Origin of the sequence: Reichenbachiella agarivorans (assembly GCF_025502585.1) — a bacterium.
GTDB lineage: Bacteria > Bacteroidota > Bacteroidia > Cytophagales > Cyclobacteriaceae > Reichenbachiella > Reichenbachiella agarivorans.
Window position 1 is genome coordinate 1,456,274 of record NZ_CP106679.1, and the last position, 26,819, is coordinate 1,483,092.

Sequence of the window (26,819 nt, forward strand, 5' to 3'; positions counted from 1 at the left end):
TCAATGGTCACGTTGGATCAAAGCGTGGGTAAAGGTCTTCAGAGGGTCCAAGTTGAATGCTGGCGTATCCAAGTCTTCTAGTTGTTTGAATCCTAGATCAAAATATTCATTCATTTTCGTCTCCGCGATGGATTTGATATTCAATTGCTCATAGATGTCTTTGATGGCTTCTACTTTTTGAGCTGGATCGAAATCCTCTTTGTTGATCCAACGCTGTAGTTTGTCGAATGTCTCTCCGTCTGCATGTGCGATTGCATTGAGCAGGAGGAAGGTCTTCTTGTTGGAGATGATGTCTCCACCGACCTGTTTGCCAAACTTGTCTGCATCGCCATAGACATCTAGGATGTCGTCTTTGAGCTGAAAACCAATGCCAATGTTGATGCCAAATTCCCTCAAATGTATGGCTTCTTCTTTGGTCATTCCGGCCAGCAAGCCTCCTAGTTCCAAAGAGTAGCCCAATAGAACCGCTGTTTTCAGCTTGATCATGTGGATGTATTCTTCTTCGGACACTGTGGGTAGGTTTTCAAAGTTCATGTCTAACTGCTGTCCTTCGCAAACTTCGATCGCACATTGATTGAAGAGTTTGATCAGATACTTGACGTCCTCATAATCGGCCTCTAGTAAGAGGTCATAGGACAAGATCATCAGCGCATCGCCAGATAGGATGGCGATGTCTTTGTTCCACTTTTTGTACACGGTCTCACGGCCTCTTCTCAGAGGAGCCTCGTCCATGATGTCGTCATGGATGAGCGTAAAATTGTGGAAAAGCTCTATGGATAGCGCTGGCAAGATTATTTTTTCCCAATCCTTTTTTTTGATCAAATAGGCCATGATGGCCAATATGGGTCGCATTCTTTTGCCTCCTAGGTCTAGGGTATAGGCCAGTGGTGCGTACAATTCGTTGGGGTGCCTATCAAAATCTATTTTTGATATAGCCTCGTTCAGCTTCTTTTGAAAAGCTTTTATTTCTTCAGTCATCTAAATCAACAAACTCTAAGTCAATGGTACGTCGATTGATATCGGTACCGACTACCCTCACAATCACACGATCGCCCAAAGTAAATACTCTTTTGTTGCGTTTGCCAATCATGCAATAGTTCTTTTCGTCAAATTCGTAGAAGTCGTCTGTCATTGAGGATGCCCTGACCATGCCCTCGCATTTGGTTTCGGTGATTTCTACAAATATGCCAAACTCAGTGACACCTGCTATCACCCCATCAAATGCTTTGTCCTCAACAGACTGCATGTACTCTACTTGTTTGAATTTGATCGATGCTCTTTCTGCATCTGCGGCACGTTTTTCTCGCTCCGAAGAGTGCTTACATAGCTCGACATATTCATCTTTTTTAGGCGATTTTTTGTTGAGGAGGTAGTGCTGCATGAGTCTGTGGACCATCACATCGGGATACCTCCTGATTGGGGAGGTAAAATGCGTGTAGTGGTCAAATGCCAAACCAAAGTGTCCTTTGGGATCAGTGACATAGGCGGCTTTGGACATAGAGCGAATCGCCAGTGATTCCAGGACGTTCTGCTCAGGCTTGCCTTGTATGTCTTCCATGAGTTGGTTTAGTGCCTTGGCTACATCGCTGTTGATGCCGGTGACGCGGTGTCCGAATTTTACGGCAAATTTGGTAAAGCTGTCGAGCCTTTCTGGATCCGGGCTGTCATGGACACGGTACACAAAGGTATCGTTGCCTTGATCCAATTTGTAGACATACTGTGCTACAGATTTGTTGGCGAGGAGCATGAATTCCTCCACCAGTTTGTGGGCGTCTTTTCTGACTTTTGGGATGATGCCCAATGGTTTTCCGTTTTCGTCCAACTTGAATTTTACCTCCACGGTTTCAAAGTTGATCGCTCCATTTTTGAAGCGTTTGACTTTCAATTTCTTGGCCAGACCATTGAGAATATTGATTTCCTCTTGGAAGTCTCCTTCTTTTGTTTCGATGCGCTCTTGTGCTTCTTCATAGGTAAATCGTCTGTCAGAGTAGATGATCGTACGACCAAACCAAGATTTCTTGACTTTGGCATCCTCATCAATCTCAAATACCGCTGAGAAGGTCAATTTTTCTTCATTGGGTCTCAGTGAGCAAACGCCATTGGAGAGTTTTTCTGGAAGCATGGGTATCGTCCGATCCACCAAATAGACAGAGGTTGCTCTGTTGATAGCTTCCTCGTCGAGAATGCTGCCTGGTTCCACGTAGTGAGAGACATCGGCGATGTGTACACCGATTTCGTAGTTGCCATTTTTTAGTTTTTGGATGGAAATCGCATCGTCAAAATCTTTGGCATCTTCTGGGTCAATGGTGAAAGTAGTGATCTCTCTGAAATCTTTTCTTTTCTTGATTTCCTCTTGGGTAATCGTAATATCAATTGCTTCAGCTGCTTGCTCGACATGCTTGGGAAACTCAAACGGCAAATCAAACTCAGCCATGATGGAGTGAATTTCAGCCTCATTTTCTCCTGCAGGCCCCAGTATTTTGGTTACTTGCCCGACTGGATTTTTTGCTTTGCCTCCGTGCCATTCTTTGATCTTGACGATGACTTTGTCATTGGTCTTGGCGTCTCCTATTTTTTCGGGATAGACAAAAATATCAACATGGATTTTTCGGTTGTCTGGTACGACGAAAGCGTATTTTGGGAAGATTTCTATTTTTCCTACAAATTCTTTTTTGCTACGCTCAACTAGGCGTACTACTTTTCCTTCGGGTTTGTTGCCCCGGGAGTTTTTTTTCAGTTTGACCTCTACGATATCACCGTCGATGGCGTTCATTAGGTCATCTGTTTTGACCCAGATGTCATTTTTTTCTTCATCAGAGTTGTCTTGCAAGATGACATAGGCAAAGCGCTGGTTGACGTGATCGACTTTGCCAATCAATCCAGATGTAGGCAAACTCGATTCGGCAGTCATGAAATGGCCATTTCTGAGTTGTCGGAGAATTCCCTCGTGCTCTAGTTCTAAGAGATAGCTGACCGTTTCTCTTTTGCTGTTTTTGTCACGGATGCCTGCTTTGGCGAATATTTGTTTGACCGAAAGACTTGCTCCAGCATTTTCCTGAAACAACTCCTGAATAGATCTTTTGAGGGTATTGAGGTTGGCCGGTTTAGCTGTGGATTCTTTTCTGCGACTGTTCTTCTTTTTTTGGGCCATAGGGACAATGGTGAGTGTAGATTTCTAGGTAAATCTAATCAGCTTGCCACACAATGCTTTAATTATTTGCAGGAATGTCATATTGAATATTTGTTTCTATTTTTGAATACTCAATAATACCGATCATGAAAAAAATCATCATTCTATGTTCTTTCATGCTACTGTGCATGCAGTTGCCCACATATAGCCAATACAAGGAGGTGACCATAGACCCCGCCAAACAATATGCCGCTAATAAAGTAGCACAGTTTGGCAAACTCAAGAGAACTGGATTTACGATGCTGGGAGTCGGAGGTGCAGTGACGATTGTCAGCATCGTCGTGATTGCTCGGGCGGATTGGTACGAAGATCCTTATACAGGAACTTATACAACGGATGATGTCAGCGCAGCTTATGCGATTTTGGGTACGGTATATGTCGGAGTACCTCTCATCATCGGAGGCACAGTGCTCTCCATCATCGGCAATTACAAGGAGAAATCGTATATGCGTAAATTCGAAAACCTAGATGTGTCTTACTTCAAGATGGAGGATGCTCATGGGTTGAGACTGGCTTATAGTTTCTAGCTGACAATACTAATATTATCTTCATCGACCATATCCAGTCCCTTCATTTTTAGAAATACCTGTATAGTGGCGATCACGTCTTGGTTGCAATAGTGGGCGATACGTGTTAGGTCTTGTTCTTCGTAGTACACACGGTTGACATCACTGCCATCTATGTCTCCTTTGGGTGAGGGAATGCCAAATACCTGTGTCAAGAGCTCAAGAGAGGTGTAGTTTTTCCAATCACCAAATTTCCACATCTGCATCGTATCTAAGTGCTGTACTTCCCAAGGTTTTTTGCCGGATAGCTCCAAGTAGGGAGGTAAAGTCAGTTGGTTGATGAGCATTCTTCTGGAAATGTAAGGGAAATCAAATTCTTTGCCGTTGTGAGCGCAGAGCTGGATTTTACTTTGATCTAGTTGTCTGAAAAGATCGATAAAGGATTGGAGGAGTTCTTTCTCATCGCCCGAAGCGAGTGCCTTTACTCTGAGTTGGAGTTGACGATCCATGTCATAGTGCAGCATCCCTACCGAGATGCAGATGATTTTGCCAAATTCAGCATAAATCCCCGCGCGCTCAAAGTAAAATTCTTGTGGATCGTATTCTTCTTCACGGTTCAGTTGATCAGCTTTCTTGATCCATAGTTCTTGGAATTTTTCATCCAAGTCACCAAAATCTTGAACCGCAGAGGCAGTTTCAATGTCTATAAAAATTAGGTGGTTGAGGTTGGTAAGTGTGTTCATATCAGCTTTGTGTTTTTTTAGTCCAGTACCTGACCAATCCTGCAACACTCATCCATGAGGGATTGGCAGCTTCATATTGCTCTATTTGGAGTGCATTTAGACCAGTATCTTTGAGTTGTGTACTGGTAAATGTTTGAAACATTGGGATTATTTCTTCATTACTCAACCCCTCTTGCCACTTATCATAGACAAAAATCGACCAAGTTTCTAACATCTGTGTCAATTGATCCAAATGCACATCAATGTCTTCTATGTAGCCAAAATGTGTGAGATACAGTCTTTTGGCTTTTTGTGCACGGATCAGAGCGATTGACTCTAGCCAATCCTCGATTTGGATATCAGGCGGAGGACAAGGTGGCTGTACAGGACCATTACCGATTTTGACTCCCGCTACATCTCCAGTGAATAGGTTGTCTTCAACTTGCCAGGCGATGTGGTGTTTTGCATGACCAGGTGTATGCAGACTCTTGATTTCTAACCCTCCGATTTTGAGGATTTCGTTGTGTCCTGTCTCTATGAGTTGCTCTCTGCGAATCGGTTTCATTTCTCCCCAAAGACTGTCCATTTGATCTTGATAAATCTGCCTGGCAGAAGCCATCAGTCGTGAGGGATCTTCCAGATTCCTAGCACCAAAGGGATGGACGTATATGTTGGCACCATGATCTGCAAAGGCCCAGGCAGCACCAGCATGATCCAGATGGATATGTGTGAGGAGTACATGCTGAATGTCTTCGATTTTGAAACCGTGATTTTCAATGGCCTGTTTGAGAACCGGGAAAGTAGAGTGAGGGCCAGTTTCGATGAGGATGGGTCCGTCAGTGCTTTCTATCAGGTAGGATGCGATGGCGTGTTGTAAGTTTTTGAACTCTAGATCGATGATGTTGATAAGGGACATACTGATTTTAGGTATTTGTACTTCAAGTTAGCTATTGTATGGAAATAATGGAGGGGAATTGACTATTTTAGAGTACGATGGAATCCTATATTTTGATCGGGTTGATTAGCTATGTACTGCTTTGTGTGGTGGTATATTTTGTGCAGGACTATTTCATGTTTCATCCCGAAAAGCTCCCTGAAAACTTCGAATTCAGCTATGAGGAGCCGTTCAAAGAATATTTTTTTGATATTGAAGAAGGAGTGAAAATCAATGGCCTGCGGTTCACTGTCAAAAGCCCTAAGGGTATAGTGCTTTACTTTCACGGCAATACCCGAAGTATCAAAGGATGGAGCAAATACGCGAAGGATTTTACTCGCAACGATTTTGAAGTGTTGATTATTGACTACCGTGGTTTTGGAAAGAGTACGGGCAAGCGTGCCGAAAAGTCAATCTACAAGGACAGTCAATACATCTACAACGAGGTGAGAGAGTGGTTTCCAGAGAAGCAGATCATCGTCTATGGTCGCTCGATGGGTTCAGGTTTTGCTACCAAGTTGGCCTCCAAGAATCAACCCAAAATGTTGATTTTAGATGCGCCATATTATAGTCTGTCGCAGCTTACTTCTCGTTGGTTTTTCTTTTTGCCACTGTCTATTTTGCTGAAGTATCACATACGCACCGATATTTGGATCAAATATGTCCGATGTCCGATTTATATCATTCATGGTACTAAAGACCGATTGATTCCCTATCGGTCCAGTGTGAGGTTGAGGTTGGAAGCGCCGCTCACTATCAGGCTGATCCCGATACATGGAGGACGACACAATGATTTGCCACGTTTTGCAGAATACCACAATCACCTCAACGAAATCTTACAAGAGCAGTATGACGTGATTTTCGATAGAAACCTGAAAGATTTTCTTGATTTTTAGTAACTTAATTTGCGTTGAGAAATTCAGATTAATAGATCAAAAGGTTAGAATGTATTTCGCAGAAATTGAGAACTAGCAGTTGTGTTCATATTCTTCAATACGAAGTATCTATAATCTAATGCCTAGTAATCTAGCATCTAATCATGGGGTTATGGCAAAACTGAAGTTTATGAATATGTCTTTAGAAGATAAAATTCAGCATCTATATGAGCATGCTAGTTTTGTGGCTGATATTCGCTACTATCAGTACAAGATCAACCTGTTCTTGTTGAATGGAAATTACTTTGAGGTTTTCATCAATCACAAGGACGTCCAGATCACCAAAATTGTTCCTTTGGATTATCAGTCCAGTAGGTTGAGGTTTTATCTGGATCAGATCAAGTTACCCCAAATGGGCTTAGATACGGATTTCTAATCGTCGAGCGAGACTCAATATCGCATCCTCCTCTTCGTCAGAGATACCTCCAGCAATATTAGCAAACAAGTACATGGTTTCTAGTACAAACTCCTGCTCCAATTCGTTGTCTTTGATGCTGTGATGCAGCGCATTGAGAAATTTCTTTTTCCACTTGTCCATGTTGTCGAGCAGATAGCGGATTTCCGTTCTGAAAGACAGCGCGATCATGTCCCTGTCATCTGAGGGCGACTTGACAAATTCTGCTGCCAGCCCTCTGGTGGCCATGATGATTCCATCCCACTCCTCCGTGTCCAGCACACCATCACTCATGCATACGAGTAGCGCAGGATACAATTTGGTGAGGTAGACAAACTGATCCTCGGGGATGATTATTTTCCTGCTTTTGATGTACTCTAGGTAGAGCTGATGTATTTGTTCGTCCATGGGGATCAATACTTTGGATTCAAATTAGTGAAAATAAGGAGCAATCCGACTACTATCACTCATTTATACTCAGAGAAATTGTACTATCCAGTGGCATCATTTGGAGGTACCTGTCAAACCGATACAAAATATCCGAGACATACTCCACAGGCTCAGTGCCACGACAATACCCAAAGGCAACAACTGGATCTTCGTAATATTTTCTTTTGGATTTGAGCACCAAATATTTGGCAACATTGTCGTCCCAGACGGATGTGTCGGCACCATATTTTTTTGCAAGCTTGACCGCATCACGGACGTGTCCATCTCCTACATTGTAAGAGCCCAGCGTGAATTTGACCTTTTCGGAATCAGGCAGATGTTGCCACTTTTTCTCCAACCAGAGTATATGATCGGTACCGACTTTGAGGTTTTGTTTGGGGTTATAAAGATTGGTCACATGGTATGAACCTGCCGTACGTGGCATGACTTGCATGAGTCCTCTAGCACCTACCCATGATTTGGCCATTGGATCAAAACGAGACTCTTTGGATATTTGTGCTGCCAGCAACCTCCAGTCCCAGTTGATCTTTTTTGCATATTTTTTGATCAGGCTGTCATAGGGGGATATTTTTTCCCCGTCCAGCGAAAAGTATTCGCTATGGATGATCTTTTTACTCACGTTGTAGTTGCGGAAATATTTGTCATAGATCGCATAATAATCATTGGTTTTTTTCATCCCCATGATCCATTCATTCACGGTTTTTAGCAATTTGGGTGCGTTTTTTCTCACTCCCCATGCGATGTCCTGAGGGAAACTGATAGCGGTTTCCACATCCAGTATGGAATGATATCGGGCATTGATCTGAGCAATATCCTCATCTGCCACTGTGTAATCTATGCTGCCATCTGCTACCATTTCAATAATGGCGTCTGTTTCCGTTTCTTCATCTTCTTGCTCTACGAGGATGGTGCCACCGATCTCATCTGACAGGTTTTTGAGTCTAGAGATATAGGAGGAATTGGATCGGACGATTATCTTTTTTTCTTTGAGGTCAGCTGGGTTTCGAATGAGTTGTGCTTCTATTTCATGAAGCTTCATGTCTCTCCAGTTGTCAGGCTTGCGTTGTACGAGCATTTGTCTGACTTGATGGTGCGGCTCTGAAAAGGCAATGTGTCTTTTGCGTCCTGAGGTGACGGTGAGATTTCGCGCAATGATGTCTCCCTCTCCGCTATTTAGTTTTTGGAAGCTTTCAGCTATGTTTTTGGTGATATTGAGACGGAGCTCTACCCCAATGGACTCGGCAAACAAAGAGATGAGTTCATACTCATAGCCCATGGGTTCTCCACGGTAGAGAAACATGCCTGTCGTGCTGTTGTCTATGATGGCAGTGAGATAGCCTCTTTCTTTGATTTCGTCCAAATCCAGTTCGATAGCCTCTTCCAGTTCCAATGTTTGGATTTCTAAGTCGACATCCTCATGATTGGGACTTTGACAAGTACATAGAAGTACTCCCAGAATAGAAATAAATAGAGAATAGGTTCTCATAAATCAGTCAGAAGTTTAGATAATTAGGGACTAATTAACTGGGTGGACTTCTAAATATACTGATTTAAAAATGATTTGATAAAACTGATGCTCTCATTTTTGCTTTCGAGGTAGCCATTGTGTGCAGCTCCTTTGAGTACGAGGGCCTCACCACGGCGGATCAAATCTATCATTTGCTGGGACGTTTCTAGTTTCACAGCCATGTCTCTTTCTCCCGCAATCACAAAAACAGGCTTTTCAGATTTGGCCAAAACTGCAGTTCGATCTGGTCTGTTTTTCATAGCCATGGCATAGCCAATTACACTGTCTGGAGGTGTTTTAGAAGCTGATATTCTCATTTCTTCTATCTCATCAGACAGACGTGATCTGTTTTCAGGAGCAAAGAGTCCAGAGATAAATGAGTCCATAAAACTGGCAACACCATGTTCTAAGATGTATGCCTTGACTTTGTCTCTTACCTTCTTTTTGTCCTCATCATCCGCAAATGTGGAGGATGAAAATAACCCGAGCCCTAACAAGCTCTCTGGATACAACTCAGCCAGTGCGAGTGAAATATAGCCACCTAAGGAATGTCCGATCACAAAATACTCACTGATACCATGATCCTTCAACTCTTGCTGAACTTGATCAGCTATATCATCTATGCTGAAATCCTTGGTTAGTAAAGGAGATTGTCCATGACCTGGCAAGTCGATGAGTACGATTTGATACTCTGTATGCAGCGTGGTGTCAAATGCCTTCCATATGTCCAGTGATTCACAGTAACCGTGAAGAAATACAATGGTTTTTCCTTTTCCAGAGATTTGAATGTTCATCAGACTAGGCAGGAGTAAGTTGCAATAATTTTTTGGCAGTGCGATACAAACCTTCTGGATCGAAACCACAGTCTCTCTGCAACTCTAGTTGTGTGCCATGCTCTATGATTTCGTCTGGGATACCAAGTCTCACGACTTTGGATTGATAGTCATTGTCCGCCATGAATTCCAAGATTGCTGAGCCAAAACCACCTTGAATCGAACCATCTTCTACTGTCACTATATACTTGTATTTTTGAAAGACCTCATGAAGCATTTTTTCATCCAGTGGTTTGACAAAGCGCATGTCATAGTGTCCTACAGATAAGCCTTCTTTTTCAAGTCGTGTGCTTGCTTCGGTGGCATAGTTACCCACAGGCCCTATCGTCAAATATGCCAGTTCTTCACCGTCTTTGATTTTACGTCCTTGGCCTATTTGTATTTTCTCAAAGTCCTTTTTCCAATCAGGCATGACGCCATTTCCTCGTGGGTAGCGGATCGAAAATGGTCCAGCGTTTTCGGGAAGTTGAGCCGTATACATCAGGTTTCTTAGTTCCTGCTCGTTCATCGGTGATGACACCACAAGATTAGGGATGCATCTAAAGAATGCAATGTCATAGCATCCATGGTGAGTAGGGCCATCCGCACCAGCAAATCCTGCCCGATCTAGACAGAAAACCACATGTAGGTTTTGGATGGCAACATCATGGATCACCTGATCATAGGCACGCTGCATGAAGGTCGAGTAGATGTTGCAAAACGGAACCAATCCTTGGGTAGCTAGTCCAGCTGAGAAAGTAACCGCGTGTTGCTCCGCGATCCCTACATCGTAGGATCGATCTGGCATGGCTTTCATCATGATGTTGAGTGAGGAGCCAGAAGGCATCGCTGGAGTGACACCCATAATTTTGTCATTCGCCTCGGCCAGTTCTACCAGTGTATGCCCAAATACATCTTGGTATTTGGGTGGTTGGGGAGTTTCGTAGACTTTTTTGTATATCTCACCTGTGAGCTTGTCAAAGGTGCCAGGTGCATGCCATTTGGTCTGATCCTCTTCTGCTAGAGAGAATCCTTTGCCCTTTTTGGTGAGCACATGCAATATTTTTGGTCCCTTGATGTCTTTCAAATCCTTGAGTACGCTGACCATATGATTCACATCATGGCCATCTATTGGACCAAAATATCTAAGATTGAGCGACTCAAAGAGATTGCTTTGCTTAAGGAGAAAGGATTTGATGCTGCTTTCGAAGTTTGAAACTATTTCTCTGGCATTTGGGCCAAACTTACTGATTTTTCCCAGCACTTTCCACGCCTCGTCACGTACCTTGTTGTAGGTGTGAGAGGTAGTGATATCTGTAAGGTAATCTCTCAATGCACCGACATTGGGATCAATCGACATGCAGTTGTCATTGAGGATGATGAGGAGGTTGGAGTTGGAAACACCCGCATGGTTCATCGCCTCGAAGGCCATCCCTCCTGTCAAGGCACCGTCACCGATGACTGCAATATGGTGTTTGTCTGTTTCTTGTTTGTATTTGGAGGCTTCAGCCATGCCTAGCGCAGCAGAGATAGAAGTAGATGAGTGACCTACGCCAAATGCATCGTATTCGCTTTCTTTTCTTTTCGGAAATCCCGACAAACCATCATAAACTCTGTTGGTATGAAAATTGTCTCTACGGCCAGTAAGTATTTTGTGGCCATACGCCTGATGCCCTACGTCCCAGATCAGCTGATCCGAAGGGGTATTAAAAACGTGGTGAAGGGCTACAGTGAGTTCTACTACACCCAGGCTCGCACCAAAATGCCCGCCATAAACTGAAACCACATCAATGATGTATTGTCTCAATTCGGAGGATAGTTGTACTAGTTGTAGGGCATCTAAGTTTTTCATGTCATCAGGAGAATTTACTCCTGCCAACAACTTACCCGGCTCTATCTGCATGGCATTAAATGTAAGGTTATAAAACTAAAGCTCCAAAATTGAGTCTCAAAATGCAGTCTTCGGTTTTGGGGTAGCAAAAATAAACAGAAATAGTTATTTAATTTACAACTTCAATTATTCTCATGTCTATGTATAAGGTATTGTCTTCTATTATGCTTATCTGCTTGTGCATCAATTTACAAGCTCACGCTTTTCAGCGTGCCACTCCTTTGACCAACGATGTGACGTTGGATGTGATGATTGGACAAATGATCATCACGGGTATTGGAGATCAATCCTATATGAGAGAAAGTGATCCGATCTTGGATGATATCAAGGCAGGTAGAGTAGGTGGTGTGATTTTCTTTGAAAAAAATATCAACAGAAATAGCCCTGCTGAACAAATGAAACGAAGCATCGAGATGATGAAAGGGGCTGCCAATATTCCACTTTTCGTTAGTATAGATGAAGAAGGAGGAAAAGTCAACCGATTGAAAACCAAATATGGCTTTCCAGCCACCAAGACTGCGGAGTACTTGGGAAAAGTGGATAAACTCGACACAACAGCCTACTATGCCAATCAAACGGCTTCTATCTTGCACGCGCTTGGGTTCAACTTGAATTATGCTCCTGATGTGGATGTAGCCATCTATGCTGATAATCCCGTGATCGCAAAAATTGGACGTAGTTATTCTGCAGATGCTTCACAAGTTGTCAAGCATGCCAGTGAGGTAGTCAGAGTCCATCGAGAGAATCAAGTCATGACAGTATTGAAGCATTTTCCTGGTCATGGCAGTTCGCATGCTGATTCACATCTTGGCGTTGCTGATGTGACCAATTATTGGCAGTTTAGTGAGCTTTTGCCCTACAAAGCCATGCTGGACTCTGGTATGGTAGATGCGATCATGACAGCACATATTGTCAACAAGCACATGGATGCCAATGGTTTGCCTGCGACTTTGTCTCCCTACATTGTGAATGATGTACTAAGAGGTTTTTTGGGATATAATGGGGTAGTTTTTTCTGATGATATGCAGATGCACGCGATTTCTAGTAACTATGGATTTGAAGAATCTATCAAACTGTCGATTTTGGCAGGTGTAGATGTCCTGATGTTTGCCAACAACGTACCTGGCAATGAGAAGAGAACAGCCAAGGAGATTCATGCAATCATCAAAGGATATGTAGAGGGGGGACAAATCTCCGAACAAAGAATTCGAGAATCCTATGACAGAATCATGCGGATGAAAAGCAAATTGTAATTTAACTTTGAAGCTTTCAAACCAACTAATTATTGAAAATATGAAGATCATAAAAAATTTATTGCTTGCATTCTTGATTCCTTTTGCTGTGGCTTGTGGGGACGACTCTGACAACCGTGCACAAATGGGTCGTTGGCGTGCTGTACAGGATGGGGTAGAAAGATCCAATTGTGATTTGGAAAGTAACAATGGTCCAGTCAACTGTCCTACTACTGCGACATCTTCATGTATTGAACTCAATTTGGAAGCCAACAATTTCTATGGACTCAATGTGGCCATTGGTAGCACGATAGATGGAGGTCAATCAGGCACCTATGAGCTAGAAAGTAACAAAATCATTCTTTGTCCAATAGGTGGAGAGTGCTATGACGTACCCGTGGTAGATTCAGGGTTCGATGATTTGACTATCGAGTTGAATAACGAAACCACAGGTTGCAGATTGAGAGTAGAAATGAAAAAACTCTAGGCTTCTTCTGTACTAAAAAGTCCCCTTGAACTGATTCAAGAATCTCACGTCATTTTCTGAGAATAGACGCAAGTCATTGATTTGATATTTCAACATCGTGATACGCTCGATTCCCATCCCAAAGGCAAAGCCAGTGTATTCTTCTGGATCGATTCCACAATTAGCCAAGACATTCGGGTCGACCATGCCTGATCCTCCGATCTCCACCCAATTGGTATGTTTACAGACATTGCATCCCTTGCCATGGCAGATGAAGCAGCTGATGTCTATCTCGGCACTTGGTTCTGTGAATGGGAAATAGGAAGGTCTGAATCTAATTTTGGTTTCAGGGCCAAACAGCTCCTTCACAAAATGATACACCGTATCCTTGAGGTCTTTGAATCCTACATTCTTATTGACATACAGTCCTTCCACTTGATGAAAAAAGCAATGTGCTCTCGCAGAAATTGCTTCGTTTCTAAACACACGACCAGGCATGATCGATCTGAATGGAGGCTTTTGACCTTCCATCAATCTAATCTGAACATTGGAGGTATGTGTTCTTAATACCTTGTCTGGATTTTTTTCGATAAAAAATGTATCCTGCATCTCTCTTGCAGGATGATTTTCAGGGAAGTTGAGCGCCGTAAAGTTGTAAAAGTCTTCTTCTATCTCAGGACCTCTTTCTACATTGAACCCCATTCGCTCGAAGATCTCGATGATCTTGTTGGTAGTGATAGTCAGTGGATGAATCGATCCTGTCTCTCCTGGCACGTTGGGCAAGGTCATGTCCAACCCGATATCTGCCGTAGTAGACGACTGGTCGCTGAGCGCATCAGCCAAAGCTTGGAATTTCTCCTGCGCCAAGTCTTTCAACTCATTCAAAGCCTGCCCAAAAGCCTTCTTTTGTTCGTTGGGAACATTTTTGAAATCATTGAAAAGCTCAGTGACGACACTCTTCTTACTGATGAATTTCATTCTAAACTGTTCCAATTCTTCCGCAGCTTTCACTTCTGCCGCTTGGATCATCGCTTTGTATTCCTCTACTTTCTCAAACATATCATTCGACTTGAATGTGCGAATTTACCATGAGCGACTTTAAAAAGGAACTTTTGTGGTATAAACCTCAAAGGCTTCATTCGGATAGGAAAACCAAGAACTCCATCTCACTAGCTGATACTTTCCTCTAGTCGGATTTGTCTTCTCGTGACAAAATCAAAAGTTCATCATTTCTTACAACTATTTATTTTAGTATTTGCTAAATATTATAGTATTTTTGTTCTCTCAATTTACTTTTATGGCATACCAAAAGTCCATCGTACACATGGATCTAGACACCTTTTTTGTCTCCTGTGAGCGGCTGCTAGATCGAAGGCTCAACAACAAACCTGTGCTGATTGGCGGCACCTCTGACAGAGGGGTCGTAGCAGCTTGCAGCTATGAGGCTAGGACATGTGGAGTACACTCTGCCATGCCTATGAAGCTTGCTAGACAGCTCTGTCCAGAAGCCGTGATCATCAAAGGCAACGCCAGCACCTATAGTCAAAAATCCAAGGATGTCACAGATATCATCAAGGAGTCTGTCCCCGTATTTGAGAAATCATCCATCGATGAGTTCTATATAGATTTGACTGGCATGGATCAATTTTTTGGCTGTATGAAATTGGCATCCGAACTGCGTCAACGGATCATCAAAGAAACCTGGCTGCCCATATCATTTGGTCTATCCGAAAACAAAACCGTATCTAAGATCGCTACTGGAGAAGCCAAACCCAACAACCAAATGAAAATAGACTATGGGATGGAAAAACCCTTTTTAGCACCGCTATCAATCAAGAAGATTCCGATGATCGGAGAAAAAACCTACCACTCTCTCCGTCAATTGGGCATTCGCTATGTCAAGCACCTACAAGATATGCCTCTTGAACTGGTAGAAAGTGCCTTTGGGCAAAACGGAACTAAGATGTGGCAAAAGGCACAGGGAATTGACAAGTCGCCTGTAATCCCCTATCAAGAACGGAAATCCATCTCCACAGAAAGGACTTTCGAAAAAGACACCACCGACATTCATAAGCTCAAAAACATTATCCTCGCCATGGCCGAGAACCTAGCTTTTCAATTGCGAAAGGGACAAAAGCTGACTTCTTGTATCAGTGTCAAGGTTCGCTATTCGGATTTCAACACCTATACACTGCAGTGCAAAATTTCACATACTTCTGCCGATCACATCTTAATTCCCAAAGTGATAGAATTGTTTGACAAACTGTACAACAAGAGGTTGTTGGTAAGGTTGATTGGCGTCCGCTTTAGCCAATTGGCAGAGGGAAATTATCAAATCAACTTATTTGAGGACACAGAAGAAATGATTCGCCTCTACCAAGCATTGGATGCGATTCGTGACAAGCATGGAGACAGAAAAGTCATGAGAGCAGCTGGAATCGATACCAAAACTATCAGCCGTTTCAATCCCTTCTCGGGCGAGCCACCACCACTTTTGCCCAATCGCAGAAATTAATAATATGTATTGAGTATTTAAAAATGTTCCTAAACACACATTCATTTTTCAGCTTTAGATATGGTGTGATGTCACCAAGAGCCTTGCTGCAAGAAGCTCAGCGTCTAGGTATTGCTACAGTCACCCTGACTGACATTAACGGTACCTCTGGCTGCTTGCAATTTGTCAAACTGGCCGCAGAGTACGGCATTAGACCTTTGATTGGTGTAGATTTTAGGAATGGTATCCAGCAGCAATTTGTGTCCATTGCTAAAAACAATGAAGGGTTTCAAGAAATTAACTCTTACCTCTCTCATTTTCTCCATCAGAAAAAGGAAATTCCAGAAACAGCCCCTGACTTCCAAAACATCTTTGTCATTTATCCCTTTTACACTCAAAAATCATACGTTCTAAAAGAAAACGAATACATTGGCATCTCGACGACTGACATTTTGAAAATCCCTTTTTCAAAATCAAAAGACCTGCAACACAAAATGGTAATCATGCAGACTGCGTCCTTTCGTCATCAACTAGACTTCAACATCCACCGACTACTTCGAGCCATTGACAACAACATGCTGCTGAGTAAGCTCCCAAAAACAGAAGAAGGAGATTTGCATCATCAATTGTGTAAGGAAGGTGAATTACTCCAAACATTCAAAGACTATCCTTCCATCATTGACAACACCATTGATCTCGTCAACCACTGCAACATCTCCTTTGAGTTTGGCAATGGTTATCCACACAAAAATATCCACGCATACAACCCTTCCACACAAGAAGACAGACAGCACCTCAGGCGATTATGTCTAGAAGGAATGCCCTATCGTTACCAATACCCTAATATTAAAATTTACAGAAGACTTGCGCTTGAGCTGGACATCATTAAGAAGAAAGATTTCGTCTCATACTTTCTCGTCAATTGGGATATTCTCAAGTATGCTCGGAGCAAAGGATACTTTTATGTGGGGCGAGGCAGTGGTGCCAATAGCATAGTCGCCTATCTACTCCGCATCACAGATGTAGATCCCATCGAATTGGATCTGTATTTTGAGCGTTTTATCAATCTATACAGAACTAACCCACCAGATTTTGACATTGATTTCTCTTGGAGAGACCGTAATGATATTACTCGATACATTTTTGAAAAATTTGGATATGAAAGAGTCTGTCTAGTTGCCACCTACCATACTTTCAAATTCAAGGCAGTCACACGTGAGCTGGGCAAAGTTTTCGGTTTGCCTACACATGAAATTGACAAAATCGCAGAGGGACATTACGACAGGAGTGAGCCTCTTACCAATCTGATTATAAAATATGCCACCAAAATGGATGAAATCCCGAGTCACCTCAGTGTACATGCCAGCGGGATCATCATCTCCGAAAAACCCATTCACTACTATACAGCCACTAGCTTGCCTCCCAAAGGTTTTCCAATTACACATTTTGACATGGTCGTAGCAGAAGATGCGGGCTTATACAAGTTTGATATACTGAGTCAGCGTGGACTGGAAAAAATCAAAGATGCCCTCAGTATCATTCAAGAAAATCACCCAGAGGACGATAGCATTGATATCCACGATACCAAACGGTTTTTTGAGGACGAAAAAGTAAAAGACTTGCTACGAAATGGTAATGCCATCGGGTGCTTTTATGTAGAGTCTCCCGCGATGCGGATGCTTCTCAAAAAACTAAAAGCCGACAATTATCTGGGCCTAGTAGCTGCTAGCTCAATCATACGTCCTGGGGTCGCCAAGTCAGGGATGATGCGACAATATATTCTCAGGTTTCGCCTCCCAGAAAAAAGAGCTGAAGCTCACCCTACATTGCTTAGCCTCATGCCTGAGACGTATGGGGTGATGGTGTATCAGGAAGATGTAATCAAAGTTGCACATTATTTTGCAGGTCTGAGTCTGGGAGAGGCAGACTTGCTACGTAGAGGAATGTCAGGCAAATTCCGCTCTCGTACAGAGTTCCAACAAGTAAAACAAAAGTTCTTTGTCAACTGTATACAAAAAGGACATGGTGAAGAATTGACTGCTGATGTATGGAGACAAGTGGAAAGTTTTGCAGGATACGCCTTTGCGAAAGGACACTCAGCATCCTATGCGATAGAAAGCTACCAAAGTCTTTATCTCAAGGCGCATTACCCACTGGAATACATGGTTGCTGTCATCAACAATGGTGGCGGCTTTTATAGCCGTCAACTCTACATCCACGAGGCTAGAATGCAGGGGGCTAATATAGAAGCTCCTTGCATCAATCGTTCTCAGATCTTCACAACTATCAGTGGCACACATATCTATTTGGGTTTCCACATCATCCATGAATTAGACCATCATTCTACCGAATTAATTTTACAAAAGAGAAAGACCCTGGCACGGTTCAACAGTCTGGAACAATTTATCAACGAAGTAGCTCTTGGAATTGAGCAAGTCAAAATATTGATTCGACTAGGCGTCTTTCGAGACATAGAGATCAACAAGAAAAAATTGCTTTGGAAGGCTCATTTTCTACTCAACAAACAACAAAAACCTGTTTACTCCCTTCCAGTTTTTCCTCCGTCCAACAAACCCATTCAGCTCCCTTCGTTAGATTATGATCAACGAGAAGACTCCTTTGACGAATTAGAAATACTTCACTTCACCCTAAAAAGCCCCTTTGAATTGATCAAAGCCAGGCCCGTTGATCCAATAATATATGCGGAAGAAATCGAAACTTACAAGGACAAGATTGTCACTATGCTTGGCTATCTCGTTACTGTCAAAAGGACTTCTACGAATAAAGGTGATCGCATGCATTTCGGGACTTTCCTAGATGAGAAAGGGCGTTTTATAGACACCGTGCATTTTCCTTCTGTAGCCAGAACCTACCCATTTAGAGGCCACGGACTCTATGAACTCACCGGAAAAGTGGTAGAAGAATTTGGATTCTACACTTTAGAGATCACACAAATGATCCGCAGCAATTATATCAATATGGAAGATGTAAAAGAAGAGGATGAAATACTCACTTTGCATGAGTAGGCTAGATTTAATATGCCTTGTCCGTCTCGAAAATAATAGAATAAACTGTCAAAACGATGATTTTCACATCAAACCAAAGACTCCAGTTTTTGACATAAAATCTATCCAATTTGACACGGCCATACATCTCGCTAAACCTAGCTGTCTCACCTCTGTAACCTTTGGCTTGTGCCAAGCCAGTCACTCCTGGCTTCACCGCATGGCGCTGGATGAAACGATCTATCTTTGGAGAAAACTCTTCATTCAATTTGATTGGGTGTGGTCTTGGACCCACCACAGACATATTGCCAAGAAACACATTGATGAACTGCGGAAGCTCGTCCAGACTTGTTTTCCGGAGAATTCCACCAATTCTGGTGATACGTGCATCATTCTTTGTAGCTTGCTTCAGATCCGAATCTTTGTTCACCACCATCGTTCTAAACTTCCAACAAGGAAAATACTTGTTGCCTCTACCATGGCGATTCTGAATAAAGAACACAGGCCCTGAAGACTCCCATTTGATCAGCAAACCAATAATAGGTACCAACCAAGAGAGTAGAAAAATCATCACTAGCGAAGAGAAGACAATATCAAATAGTCTTTTTAAGACTCTATTGTACATCCTATCCAATGGGATATGCCCTACATCTAACACAGGGATGTTACCATATCGTTGAATCTGAAGATCTCTGTTGGATACTTTGCTAAAATCAGAAAGCAGTTTGATCTTTATCAAATTATTTTCAGCAAAATCTACCAACCGTTTGACATCCTCATCATACAGTTTGGGAAGGCAGCAAAAAATCACATCAATATTGTTTGACACTGAAAACTCTTCTATGTCTTCTACAGCGCCCGTCACAGACGGATGGTCTGACTTGTGATCAAAGAAGCCTTTGAACACATACCCAATCTCAGGATGCTCTAAAAAATGACGCTTCAAACTCCTACCTATTGGACCATAACCAATAATTGCTACGTTGCGTACGTTGTATCCCTTCTTTCTGTAAAATCTAAGAATGTTGATAAAACCAACTCTCCAACCAATAACAAATACAGAAAAGATTAGATATGTATAAAATAGATGTTCTCTGGAATAGAAGTAGGCTCTTGTTGAAGCCCACATGGCAAAGACTACCGCCAAATTAATGGTAAGAGCTAAGAGAATCTGAGAAATATAATCTACAATACTCTTCTCACGGTCAACTTTGTCTAGCTTGGTTACAATAAAGATAACAACCCAAGCAACATTGAGAAATGCAAATAAAAAGGGATAACGATCACCTTGAAACCAAAAGGTGTCAAAGCGAACATAATTAGCCACTACAAACCCAATGTTCAAAAACATCAAGTCTATGAAAAGGAATATGGCTGGAAAAAACTTAGAGAACCTTTTCGATTGCATGTCTAAACAAGCTAGCTAGATTGCGAAGATAGGGAAATCTTTCGTCATACATCATTAACCCACGAAATAATAGAATTTGAAAAAGAATCGATAGAAAATTTAGAAGCATTGAGAACTAACACTTCCTCCTCAAAATGCTTCTCGTTATTTATAAAGTGCATAATAGCCTCAGTAAGACTTTTGGTATTTTGCTCATCAAAGAAAACAGCAGTTGCATTCCTATTCATTTCTTGCTGATTCAATGGGATCATGGTTTCTGTGACTCCACCTCTTCCATATGCGATCACTGGAGTACCTGAGGCATTTGCTTCTAATGGAGTAATACCAAAATCTTCTTCTTGAGGAAAAATAAGTGCTTTAGCTCTAGCATATTCTTCTAGCAGCTCCTCCTTCGAAAGATTATGCTTAAAAATAATGTTCTTATTCGCTCTTGCCATCAGCTCCGCTTTTAAAGTCCCATTGCCAATAATTACCAAAGGAAGATTCAAAGCATTAAATGTATCTATCACTAAATCTACCCTTTTGTAATACTCAAAGCGACTAACTACTAAGTAGTTATCGCTTTTAGCCCCTTTTTCAATAGGTATAAAGTTCTCCAAATTGACAGGTGGATTTACCACGGGTGCGTTAGTCAATCCATATATCTCTTCAATCCGTTTCTGAACTACTTTAGAATTGACTATTGTCAAATCACTTTTTCTAGAATATTTATAATCAATTGATCTCAATCTAGAAATCACGATATTGTACAATAGCTTTTTTATAAAAGATGCCTCCTTTACTTCTGGATAAGATTCTGGATACCAAACCAACCTGAAAGGATTATGGCAGTAGTTAATAATCTTGGTTCCCTCTTCAATATTGGCATATTTAGAAGCATATGTTGAAGACAAAATAACCTTATCATAGCCTCTAACTTTCAATAAACGCATCGCCCAAAAACCAAATGGATAAAAAAGCAATTTCATCCACTTTTCTGTCTTCACCATTTTTTGAAAAACAGAAGTCCGAATATCTGCAAGTTTAAATTCTGGATAGGTCAATTCTGGTTGATAACACAATGTATATATAGGTGCATCGGGAAAAGTCTTGTGCAACGCTAAAGCAACTTGCTCAGCTCCACCTCTCCGCATGAGATCATCGTGAACTATCGCGATTTTACTTACATCAATCATCTGCTCAATGTATTTACTACTGCTTTTCCTATTTTTATAAACGTCCTTTCAACCAACTCATATAGAACATGTGAAACAAAAATTGTTAGAATGATTGAAACAAAAATCTCAATAAGAATAGATTTAAAATTCATGCCTTCCACAAGTTCCCATATAATCGGATGAAACAAATAGAGAGAATAACTTATTCGTCCTAAATAAACAAAAAAAGCACCCCCTATTTTGACTCTATCTGACAAAACACAAAATGATAACACACCCAATGAATAAGTTAAAAAATACTTGACTGGGTTTTCGTTGTATCCAAAATCTAAACTATAACCAAAGTGACAAGTAAGAATAAGTGCCGGCACGAAAAACACAATATACTTTCGCACATATTTTTTTGCCAAAATACTTCTATCCAAAACATGTCGTTTCCAAATCGTTCCAAACAACATAATCGAAATTGCTAAGGGAGCTGCAATCGGAAGTTTCATTTCAAGCCAATACCTCAAAAAAGCAAACACAAGAGAAATCATCATAAAAAAAACTGCCGCATAAAATTGATTTCTCTCTTCTTTAAGACATTTAAAATAGAATCCAAAAGCTATCAAAAAATAAAAAATAAGCTCTATCTGCAAAGTCCAATATAAGCCTATAACGTTTTCAATTCCTATGAACTGCTGAAACATAGAAAGGTTAACTAAAATCACACTTATCTCTTTATGAAAAATCACTCCTCCAATCAATACTGAAATCCAGTAAACTGGGTACAGTCTAAAAAATCTACCTATTGAGAAAATTTTTATATCTAATAATGTATCCCCCTTAATACTATATGGTATAAGCATCCCACTCAACATGAAAAACATTATGACTCCCCACTTACCTAAATCAAAATAGTCGTCTAATAGCAGGTAATAATAGTGACCAAATAGACTAGATTCCACTTCAGATCTTACATTTAAAGTATAGTGAAAAAGCACAACTGATAATGCTGCTATCCCTCTTATTGCATCTAAATAGTTATATCTATCCTTCATTTATCCTGTATTGAGTATGTAAATGAGAGACTAACGAAAGAGCTGATTTTTGCCAACTATATTTTTTCAAAACTCTGTTATAGCTTTCTACCTGGTTACTAGGATTACTCATCACTTTATCAAAAAGAAATGTTATTTGTGGTATATCCAAGGGATCAACATAACAGCAAGCGTCCTCAAATATTTCTTTAAAAACAGCAATATTTGAAACAACACAGGGGATTTTAAAAGTCATCGCTTCCAATGGAGGAATTCCAAAACCTTCATAAAGTGATAAATAGAAAAAAGCAGATGCGTTTTTATAAAGGTTAATCAATTCAGTGTCTGAAACATACCCAGATAATACTATAGCATCATTCTCCTTGATCAACTCAGATATTTTTTGATCTTTGAACACATTGTTTGTTGATCCAACAATAACCAGTTTTGTGTTTTTGTTTTTCCTGCTATTAAATGCTTTAATTAGTGACAAAAGATTTTTTCTTGGATCTAAAGACCCGACTGTCAAAATATAATTTTCAGCAATTAGTCCCTTTTCTAATTTATGCTCCAATTCAAAATTGGTTGATACGGCGTTGGAAACAATAAATATTTTATCAGAAGGTGCTTTCAAGAATTTAATAATCTCTCTTTTTGAAAAATCACTAACTGTTCCTATTTTTTTAGAGGTTCTAGCAATTATTGGAATCATAAATCTATAAGCCAACACAAACTTCCAGCTAAACCAAGAAGCATTAGCAAAAACAGCCATATCATGAATGATTGATACTTTATTGCGGTAGAATATTGGTGCTAGATTACACAAATTTAATAGTAAAGGACCCTCATGCCTTTTCAAATATATAGGCAAGTCTATTTGTTCCCAGATGTATCCGGTGTTAGTACCGACCACCTCACATTTGAAGAAATCGAATAACTCTGAATGAATTATGTTTTTAGGAGAAACTAACTTGACCTCTACATTGATTTTAACAAGCTCCTTACAAATTTCTATGGCAAACCTCTGTACACCTGAAATTTTTTGGGTTAAAAATCGTGCGTTTATAACTATCATGTTTTGATAATTTTTGAGGAATCTGTGGTTTCTGAGTTAAATGGATAAGCCAGACCTAAAAAAAACCAAAGACTCAGATATGAAAACTCTGGTACTGATATCATTGAGACTATTAAAATTATAAGTAATGCCCTTTTCAGACCCAACTCTTCCAAGGATTTTCCTTTCATTCGAATTATTGGCACACTAAACAATAAAACAAACATAATCAGCCCCAAAAAACCAGTATTAACCAGTAAGGTAGATGTCATATCAGTTGTCCTTATTGTACCAAATCCTATTCCAAAACATTTACTAAAGAATGGTAGCTCATACCAGTAATTAATAGCATTTACAACTGAACTGAATCTGACGACACCAGAAACATGTTTCAATGTAATCTTATCGAAAACAAACCAATATAAAGTACCTAATACTTCCCAAGCTTTGTATCCCACATAAATAATGGCAACCAGAAAGAACATATATATTGCAATCTTCCTTATTGAAATTGTTCGCTTAAACTGGAATGAAAAATTTGAAATAAAAAATATTAAAAAGCCTAGAATGGAAGAAGTAGATGTCGATAACACCAAACAAGCTAAAGTTAAGTACATCATAAATGACTGTTTAGTCTTGGTGTAAAAAGCCCAAAAAGGAAGTAGAGTAAACGCAAACATTGATGGCTCTCCTGTGAGACTTTTCATTCTCAACACACTAACTCCCGAAAATGAAAGGGTCTGAAAAAAGGAACCAATAGAATCCTCATCTGAACCAAATAATCTATTAGAAAGAAAATCACCATTTTTGTGAAACAAAAAATAAAATACCCATTCATACATACCATAAAAGCATAATAATGCAATGCCTACATTTACATATTTGAAATATCGATCTTCCCAATAATACCTGATAAAGAGAAATAAAAAGAAACCTGGCAATAAATAAATACTTTGCGTCAAATGACTAGTTTCTAAGAATAGATTACTAGCGTTTGAATTAATTAGTGCTAGATTTCTAGGTGGTGCAACATCAAAAAGAATTACCCCTATTTGGCCAACTAAATAATAACTAAAAAATAAAAGAAATATCTTGGTAAAAGTTAAAAAATATTGTAGCCTATAAAACGAACTTAATGCAAATGGGAAGGATATAAACGAAAGTATATATGCCGGAGTTGTACCTTTTACTGAGGGGAATATTACAACACTAGAAATAAACAAAAAAGGAAACCAAATCCTTACTAGATTATATAACCTCTTTGAAGAACCTGGATGAAAATTTGATGTAAAATTACTCATAAAACGGCTCCCTTTAATTCACTTTATGGATCATAAGAAATTTTTAAAATGGTATAGCCGAAAACTAGTGATGACTGTTATCAACAATTATTAAAAACTCGAGCAAAAACCATATGCATTTGCTTATAAGAAAATTGATTTTCAAAGCAAGCGCGTGCATTCTGAGCAACTTGTACTGCATGCTCCTCATTTGCTAGTAATATATCGATATATTCCCTCAACTGTGAAATATTATATGCGCTATAAACATACCCCGTCACACCTTGTTCTATCATGTCAAATGCCGCCCCAACACAATCAGACGTAATTACAGGCGTATTCATCTGAAATGCCTCATTGACTGTTAGACCCCAAGGTTCCATATTATTATCAATAGGAATACTTGGTAAAACAAAGATATCAGCCATTTCGAAAAAACTACACCTATTTATGGGCATGACCTTACCTGCAAACTTAATATTTTCACTACTAGACGCTAATGCCTTACACTTTTCTATATATCTCAAATCTCCACCTCCTGCAACTACCAAAAAAGCGTTATTGACCACTGTGTTTAGAAAAGCTTCAATTAATATTGATAAGCCTTTTCTCTCAATTATTCTTCCTAAGTATAATATTACTTTAGCATTATTTGGTATTGACAAAGATTCCTTCAATTGTTGAACATCTATTCCACCATCCTCAGTTATTTCGCTCACATTTGGAGACATATATAACACGCTTTTATTTACTCCCAAGTTCAGTAAATGTTGAAAGGGCCTAGAACCGATAGCAATTATATGATTGATTTTCTGAAGAACTAAGCCAACGACTGCCTCCTTTATTTTTCTATAAACCTTCTTTACCAATGGAGTAAGTTCATTGTATTTCTCACTAAACCATTCTAGTGAGAAATAGACCTTCTTGAAATTGAAGAAAAATGATAATATCACAATAACTATATTGAAACCAATTATTCTAAAATTATCCATAGCTGGAAGTACAACAATATCGTACTTTCCATTTCTCAACTGTTTAACTAAAGACAAATAAGAAAAAGAGCCAGAAATAACGTTCAGCCTCTCATAATCATCATGTTCAGAAGAATCGATCTCATAAATACCTTCTACTTCACTCTTATTTAATAAGTAATAATCAATCTCGAAATCCTTCGCTAAAGTCATGAACAATGGCACTCTGAACCATGGAAGTGCAACTTGAATAAACAATATCTTAGACATGTAGTAGGTAATTATAATCTTCTACCATTTTTTCTCCATAAAATCTACTGGGGAGCTTCTTTTCAAGTATATCCCCATCTACATACTCCACTCTATTATTCGTAATCTCAAGTAATATACTGATCAATTCTTGCTTATTTTCAAAAAGAAACCCGTTAACCTTATCCTCTATTATTTCTGTACTGCCACCCACTTTGGATGCAATTAATATCTTATTATGCATTAGCCCTTCTATGAGAGTAGTTCCTAAAGGCTCTGATAATTCTTTAGAAGTTGCATTGATCACAACATCAATATTATTATAAAAATCAAACATCGTATCAATAAACCCTAAATACTCTACCTTTTCTCCTGCGTCCTCGAGTCTTGACAAAAACTCTTCTTTAAACTCCTCTTCAACCAATCCAGCAATTTTTAACTTTATTGACTTATCATGAAGTTCTTTCATGACGTCTAATAACAGTAGATGACCTTTTTCCTTTGAAATTTTACCTGCAATCCCTAGAATCAAATCATTAGTTTCATCACGTTTGATTAGTTTAGGAACCTCCATATAGTCAGATAGAAAAAAACCGTTATATAAGACAGTCACTTTAGATTGAAACCATTTTATTTGATTTTTTGTAGCCTGTGAGGGAACTATAATTATATTAAAAAAAGAACCAAAAATGAAATCAAGAAGGGGCCTGACTTTTTTAGGTATACCAATATAGGAGATGTCATGATTGTGGCGAACCCTAATCAAATTTCGTTTAAATAACGAAAAATACACAACTGAAAATAGGCAATAAAAAGAAACCTTATTGTTATTACAATGAATTGCTATTATCTCCTTTTGGCTTTGCACTAGTCTAATAACTTCTATACTCAAGCATATAGAGTTTCTAATGCCCATGAATAGTCTCCTAAACCCTTTAACTCTCATAAACTTAAAAGAGTCTAAATATTTGGTCTGAAAAAATTCGACTTTATTAGCCTTAGCTCTATCGATAACTTTACCTCTACCCGAAAGGATAATTGGAGCAACCTTTTCGTTATTTTCTAATAGGTTAAAGAGAACTATTTCTGCCCCACTGTAATAATCCGATGACATTACGTACAAAACCTTGTGCATGTCTG

General features: G+C 39.9%; 23 protein-coding genes. 7 read left to right on the top strand and 16 right to left on the bottom strand.

Annotated features, from left to right (window positions below):
• Together N6H18_RS06135 and rnr are read right to left on the bottom strand one after the other, a co-directional pair.
• Entirely contained in the window at window positions 1–978 is a 978-nt protein-coding gene (locus tag N6H18_RS06135) for a polyprenyl synthetase family protein (RefSeq protein ID WP_262310960.1), read from the bottom strand.
• On the bottom strand, window positions 971–3,151 hold the full coding sequence (rnr, locus tag N6H18_RS06140; protein WP_262310961.1) for a ribonuclease R: 2,181 nt from the start codon (window positions 3,149–3,151) through the stop codon (window positions 971–973). The genes N6H18_RS06135 and rnr overlap by 8 nt, the downstream gene beginning before the upstream one ends.
• Before the next feature lie 125 nt (window positions 3,152–3,276).
• Between rnr and N6H18_RS06145 the strand changes: the two genes are divergently transcribed.
• Entirely contained in the window at window positions 3,277–3,717 is a 441-nt protein-coding gene (locus N6H18_RS06145; protein WP_262310962.1) for a hypothetical protein, read from the top strand.
• On the opposite strand, the gene N6H18_RS06150 is transcribed toward N6H18_RS06145, so the two are convergent.
• On the bottom strand, window positions 3,714–4,439 hold the full coding sequence (locus N6H18_RS06150) for a 3'-5' exonuclease (protein WP_262310963.1): 726 nt from the start codon (window positions 4,437–4,439) through the stop codon (window positions 3,714–3,716). The two genes, N6H18_RS06145 and N6H18_RS06150, sit on opposite strands and share 4 nt — an antisense overlap.
• 1 nt (window position 4,440) lies before the next feature.
• A complete protein-coding gene (locus N6H18_RS06155; RefSeq protein WP_262310964.1) occupies window positions 4,441–5,334 on the bottom strand; it encodes an MBL fold metallo-hydrolase in 894 nt (297 codons plus the stop codon).
• Window positions 5,335–5,411: 77 nt separating this feature from the next.
• Here N6H18_RS06155 and N6H18_RS06160 point away from each other — a divergent pair, with 77 nt between their 5' ends.
• Entirely contained in the window at window positions 5,412–6,248 is an 837-nt protein-coding gene (locus N6H18_RS06160; protein WP_262310965.1) for an alpha/beta hydrolase, read from the top strand.
• 151 nt (window positions 6,249–6,399) lie between these two features.
• Entirely contained in the window at window positions 6,400–6,663 is a 264-nt protein-coding gene (locus tag N6H18_RS06165) for a hypothetical protein (protein ID WP_262310966.1), read from the top strand.
• Here N6H18_RS06165 and N6H18_RS06170 read toward each other — a convergent pair.
• From N6H18_RS06170 to dxs, 4 genes are read right to left on the bottom strand one after another with little or no spacing between them, the layout of a single operon-like run.
• On the bottom strand, window positions 6,646–7,089 hold the full coding sequence (locus tag N6H18_RS06170; RefSeq protein WP_262310967.1) for a hypothetical protein: 444 nt from the start codon (window positions 7,087–7,089) through the stop codon (window positions 6,646–6,648). The genes N6H18_RS06165 and N6H18_RS06170 overlap by 18 nt on opposite strands.
• Before the next feature lie 55 nt (window positions 7,090–7,144).
• Window positions 7,145–8,617 (bottom strand): MltF family protein, encoded by a 1,473-nt coding sequence (locus N6H18_RS06175; RefSeq protein WP_262310968.1) that lies wholly within the window; start codon window positions 8,615–8,617, stop codon window positions 7,145–7,147.
• A 50-nt stretch (window positions 8,618–8,667) separates the two neighbouring features.
• Window positions 8,668–9,432 carry an alpha/beta fold hydrolase gene (locus N6H18_RS06180; protein ID WP_262310969.1) on the bottom strand — a complete coding sequence of 255 codons (765 nt, stop codon included), beginning with the start codon at window positions 9,430–9,432 and terminating at the stop codon, window positions 8,668–8,670.
• A gap of 4 nt (window positions 9,433–9,436) precedes the next feature.
• Window positions 9,437–11,353, bottom strand: coding sequence for a 1-deoxy-D-xylulose-5-phosphate synthase (dxs, locus tag N6H18_RS06185; RefSeq protein WP_262310970.1), 1,917 nt, complete (start codon window positions 11,351–11,353; stop codon window positions 9,437–9,439).
• A gap of 122 nt (window positions 11,354–11,475) precedes the next feature.
• Between dxs and N6H18_RS06190 the strand changes: the two genes are divergently transcribed.
• Window positions 11,476–12,594, top strand: a complete 1,119-nt coding sequence (locus tag N6H18_RS06190; protein ID WP_262310971.1) for a glycoside hydrolase family 3 protein — start codon at window positions 11,476–11,478, stop codon at window positions 12,592–12,594.
• Between the two features lie 40 nt (window positions 12,595–12,634).
• The gene (locus tag N6H18_RS06195) at window positions 12,635–13,060 is read left to right on the top strand and encodes a hypothetical protein (protein ID WP_262310972.1); all 426 of its coding nucleotides are present in this window, start codon (window positions 12,635–12,637) and stop codon (window positions 13,058–13,060) included.
• Between the two features lie 12 nt (window positions 13,061–13,072).
• Here N6H18_RS06195 and pheS read toward each other — a convergent pair whose 3' ends face one another.
• Window positions 13,073–14,098 carry a phenylalanine--tRNA ligase subunit alpha gene (gene pheS, locus N6H18_RS06200; RefSeq protein WP_262310973.1) on the bottom strand — a complete coding sequence of 342 codons (1,026 nt, stop codon included), beginning with the start codon at window positions 14,096–14,098 and terminating at the stop codon, window positions 13,073–13,075.
• A gap of 238 nt (window positions 14,099–14,336) precedes the next feature.
• Between pheS and dinB the strand changes: the two genes are divergently transcribed.
• Both dinB and N6H18_RS06210 read left to right on the top strand, forming a co-directional pair.
• Window positions 14,337–15,554 (top strand): DNA polymerase IV, encoded by a 1,218-nt coding sequence (gene dinB, locus N6H18_RS06205; protein WP_262310974.1) that lies wholly within the window; start codon window positions 14,337–14,339, stop codon window positions 15,552–15,554.
• A 23-nt stretch (window positions 15,555–15,577) separates the two neighbouring features.
• The gene (locus N6H18_RS06210; RefSeq protein ID WP_262310975.1) at window positions 15,578–18,559 is read left to right on the top strand and encodes a DNA polymerase III subunit alpha; all 2,982 of its coding nucleotides are present in this window, start codon (window positions 15,578–15,580) and stop codon (window positions 18,557–18,559) included.
• A gap of 7 nt (window positions 18,560–18,566) precedes the next feature.
• On the opposite strand, the gene N6H18_RS06215 is transcribed toward N6H18_RS06210, so the two are convergent.
• From N6H18_RS06215 to N6H18_RS06245, 7 genes are all read right to left on the bottom strand, one after another.
• Window positions 18,567–19,946: an undecaprenyl-phosphate glucose phosphotransferase gene (locus tag N6H18_RS06215; RefSeq protein ID WP_262310976.1), complete on the bottom strand. Its 1,380-nt coding sequence runs from the start codon at window positions 19,944–19,946 to the stop codon at window positions 18,567–18,569.
• Window positions 19,947–19,990: 44 nt separating this feature from the next.
• On the bottom strand, window positions 19,991–21,121 hold the full coding sequence (locus tag N6H18_RS06220) for a glycosyltransferase (RefSeq protein WP_262310977.1): 1,131 nt from the start codon (window positions 21,119–21,121) through the stop codon (window positions 19,991–19,993).
• Complete coding sequence (locus N6H18_RS06225; RefSeq protein ID WP_262310978.1) at window positions 21,118–22,146, bottom strand: acyltransferase family protein; 1,029 nt, start codon at window positions 22,144–22,146, stop codon at window positions 21,118–21,120. The genes N6H18_RS06220 and N6H18_RS06225 overlap by 4 nt, the downstream gene beginning before the upstream one ends.
• A complete protein-coding gene (locus N6H18_RS06230; protein ID WP_262310979.1) occupies window positions 22,136–23,200 on the bottom strand; it encodes a glycosyltransferase family 4 protein in 1,065 nt (354 codons plus the stop codon). The genes N6H18_RS06225 and N6H18_RS06230 overlap by 11 nt, the downstream gene beginning before the upstream one ends.
• A complete protein-coding gene (locus N6H18_RS06235) occupies window positions 23,197–24,480 on the bottom strand; it encodes a hypothetical protein (RefSeq protein WP_262310980.1) in 1,284 nt (427 codons plus the stop codon). The genes N6H18_RS06230 and N6H18_RS06235 overlap by 4 nt, the downstream gene beginning before the upstream one ends.
• A gap of 80 nt (window positions 24,481–24,560) precedes the next feature.
• A complete protein-coding gene (locus tag N6H18_RS06240) occupies window positions 24,561–25,700 on the bottom strand; it encodes a glycosyltransferase family 4 protein (RefSeq protein WP_262310981.1) in 1,140 nt (379 codons plus the stop codon).
• Entirely contained in the window at window positions 25,693–26,814 is a 1,122-nt protein-coding gene (locus N6H18_RS06245) for a glycosyltransferase family 4 protein (protein ID WP_262310982.1), read from the bottom strand. Before N6H18_RS06245 ends, N6H18_RS06240 begins: the two co-directional genes overlap by 8 nt.
• Window positions 26,815–26,819 lie beyond the last annotated feature (5 nt).

Coding starts and splice junctions, on each gene's coding strand:
- N6H18_RS06150 (WP_262310963.1), bottom strand. CDS start 4,439: ATGAACACACTTACCAACCTCAACCACCTAATTTTTATAGACATTGAA.
- N6H18_RS06240 (WP_262310981.1), bottom strand. CDS start 25,700: ATGTCTAAGATATTGTTTATTCAAGTTGCACTTCCATGGTTCAGAGTG.
- rnr (WP_262310961.1), bottom strand. CDS start 3,151: ATGGCCCAAAAAAAGAAGAACAGTCGCAGAAAAGAATCCACAGCTAAA.
- N6H18_RS06160 (WP_262310965.1), top strand. CDS start 5,412: ATGGAATCCTATATTTTGATCGGGTTGATTAGCTATGTACTGCTTTGT.
- N6H18_RS06235 (WP_262310980.1), bottom strand. CDS start 24,480: ATGAGTAATTTTACATCAAATTTTCATCCAGGTTCTTCAAAGAGGTTA.
- dxs (WP_262310970.1), bottom strand. CDS start 11,353: ATGCAGATAGAGCCGGGTAAGTTGTTGGCAGGAGTAAATTCTCCTGAT.
- N6H18_RS06165 (WP_262310966.1), top strand. CDS start 6,400: ATGGCAAAACTGAAGTTTATGAATATGTCTTTAGAAGATAAAATTCAG.
- N6H18_RS06195 (WP_262310972.1), top strand. CDS start 12,635: ATGAAGATCATAAAAAATTTATTGCTTGCATTCTTGATTCCTTTTGCT.
- N6H18_RS06220 (WP_262310977.1), bottom strand. CDS start 21,121: ATGATTGATGTAAGTAAAATCGCGATAGTTCACGATGATCTCATGCGG.
- N6H18_RS06225 (WP_262310978.1), bottom strand. CDS start 22,146: ATGAAGGATAGATATAACTATTTAGATGCAATAAGAGGGATAGCAGCA.
- N6H18_RS06230 (WP_262310979.1), bottom strand. CDS start 23,200: ATGATAGTTATAAACGCACGATTTTTAACCCAAAAAATTTCAGGTGTA.
- N6H18_RS06145 (WP_262310962.1), top strand. CDS start 3,277: ATGAAAAAAATCATCATTCTATGTTCTTTCATGCTACTGTGCATGCAG.
- N6H18_RS06155 (WP_262310964.1), bottom strand. CDS start 5,334: ATGTCCCTTATCAACATCATCGATCTAGAGTTCAAAAACTTACAACAC.
- N6H18_RS06170 (WP_262310967.1), bottom strand. CDS start 7,089: ATGGACGAACAAATACATCAGCTCTACCTAGAGTACATCAAAAGCAGG.
- N6H18_RS06190 (WP_262310971.1), top strand. CDS start 11,476: ATGTCTATGTATAAGGTATTGTCTTCTATTATGCTTATCTGCTTGTGC.
- N6H18_RS06215 (WP_262310976.1), bottom strand. CDS start 19,946: ATGCAATCGAAAAGGTTCTCTAAGTTTTTTCCAGCCATATTCCTTTTC.
- dinB (WP_262310974.1), top strand. CDS start 14,337: ATGGCATACCAAAAGTCCATCGTACACATGGATCTAGACACCTTTTTT.
- pheS (WP_262310973.1), bottom strand. CDS start 14,098: ATGTTTGAGAAAGTAGAGGAATACAAAGCGATGATCCAAGCGGCAGAA.
- N6H18_RS06135 (WP_262310960.1), bottom strand. CDS start 978: ATGACTGAAGAAATAAAAGCTTTTCAAAAGAAGCTGAACGAGGCTATA.
- N6H18_RS06180 (WP_262310969.1), bottom strand. CDS start 9,432: ATGAACATTCAAATCTCTGGAAAAGGAAAAACCATTGTATTTCTTCAC.
- N6H18_RS06175 (WP_262310968.1), bottom strand. CDS start 8,617: ATGAGAACCTATTCTCTATTTATTTCTATTCTGGGAGTACTTCTATGT.
- N6H18_RS06210 (WP_262310975.1), top strand. CDS start 15,578: ATGTTCCTAAACACACATTCATTTTTCAGCTTTAGATATGGTGTGATG.
- N6H18_RS06245 (WP_262310982.1), bottom strand. CDS start 26,814: ATGCACAAGGTTTTGTACGTAATGTCATCGGATTATTACAGTGGGGCA.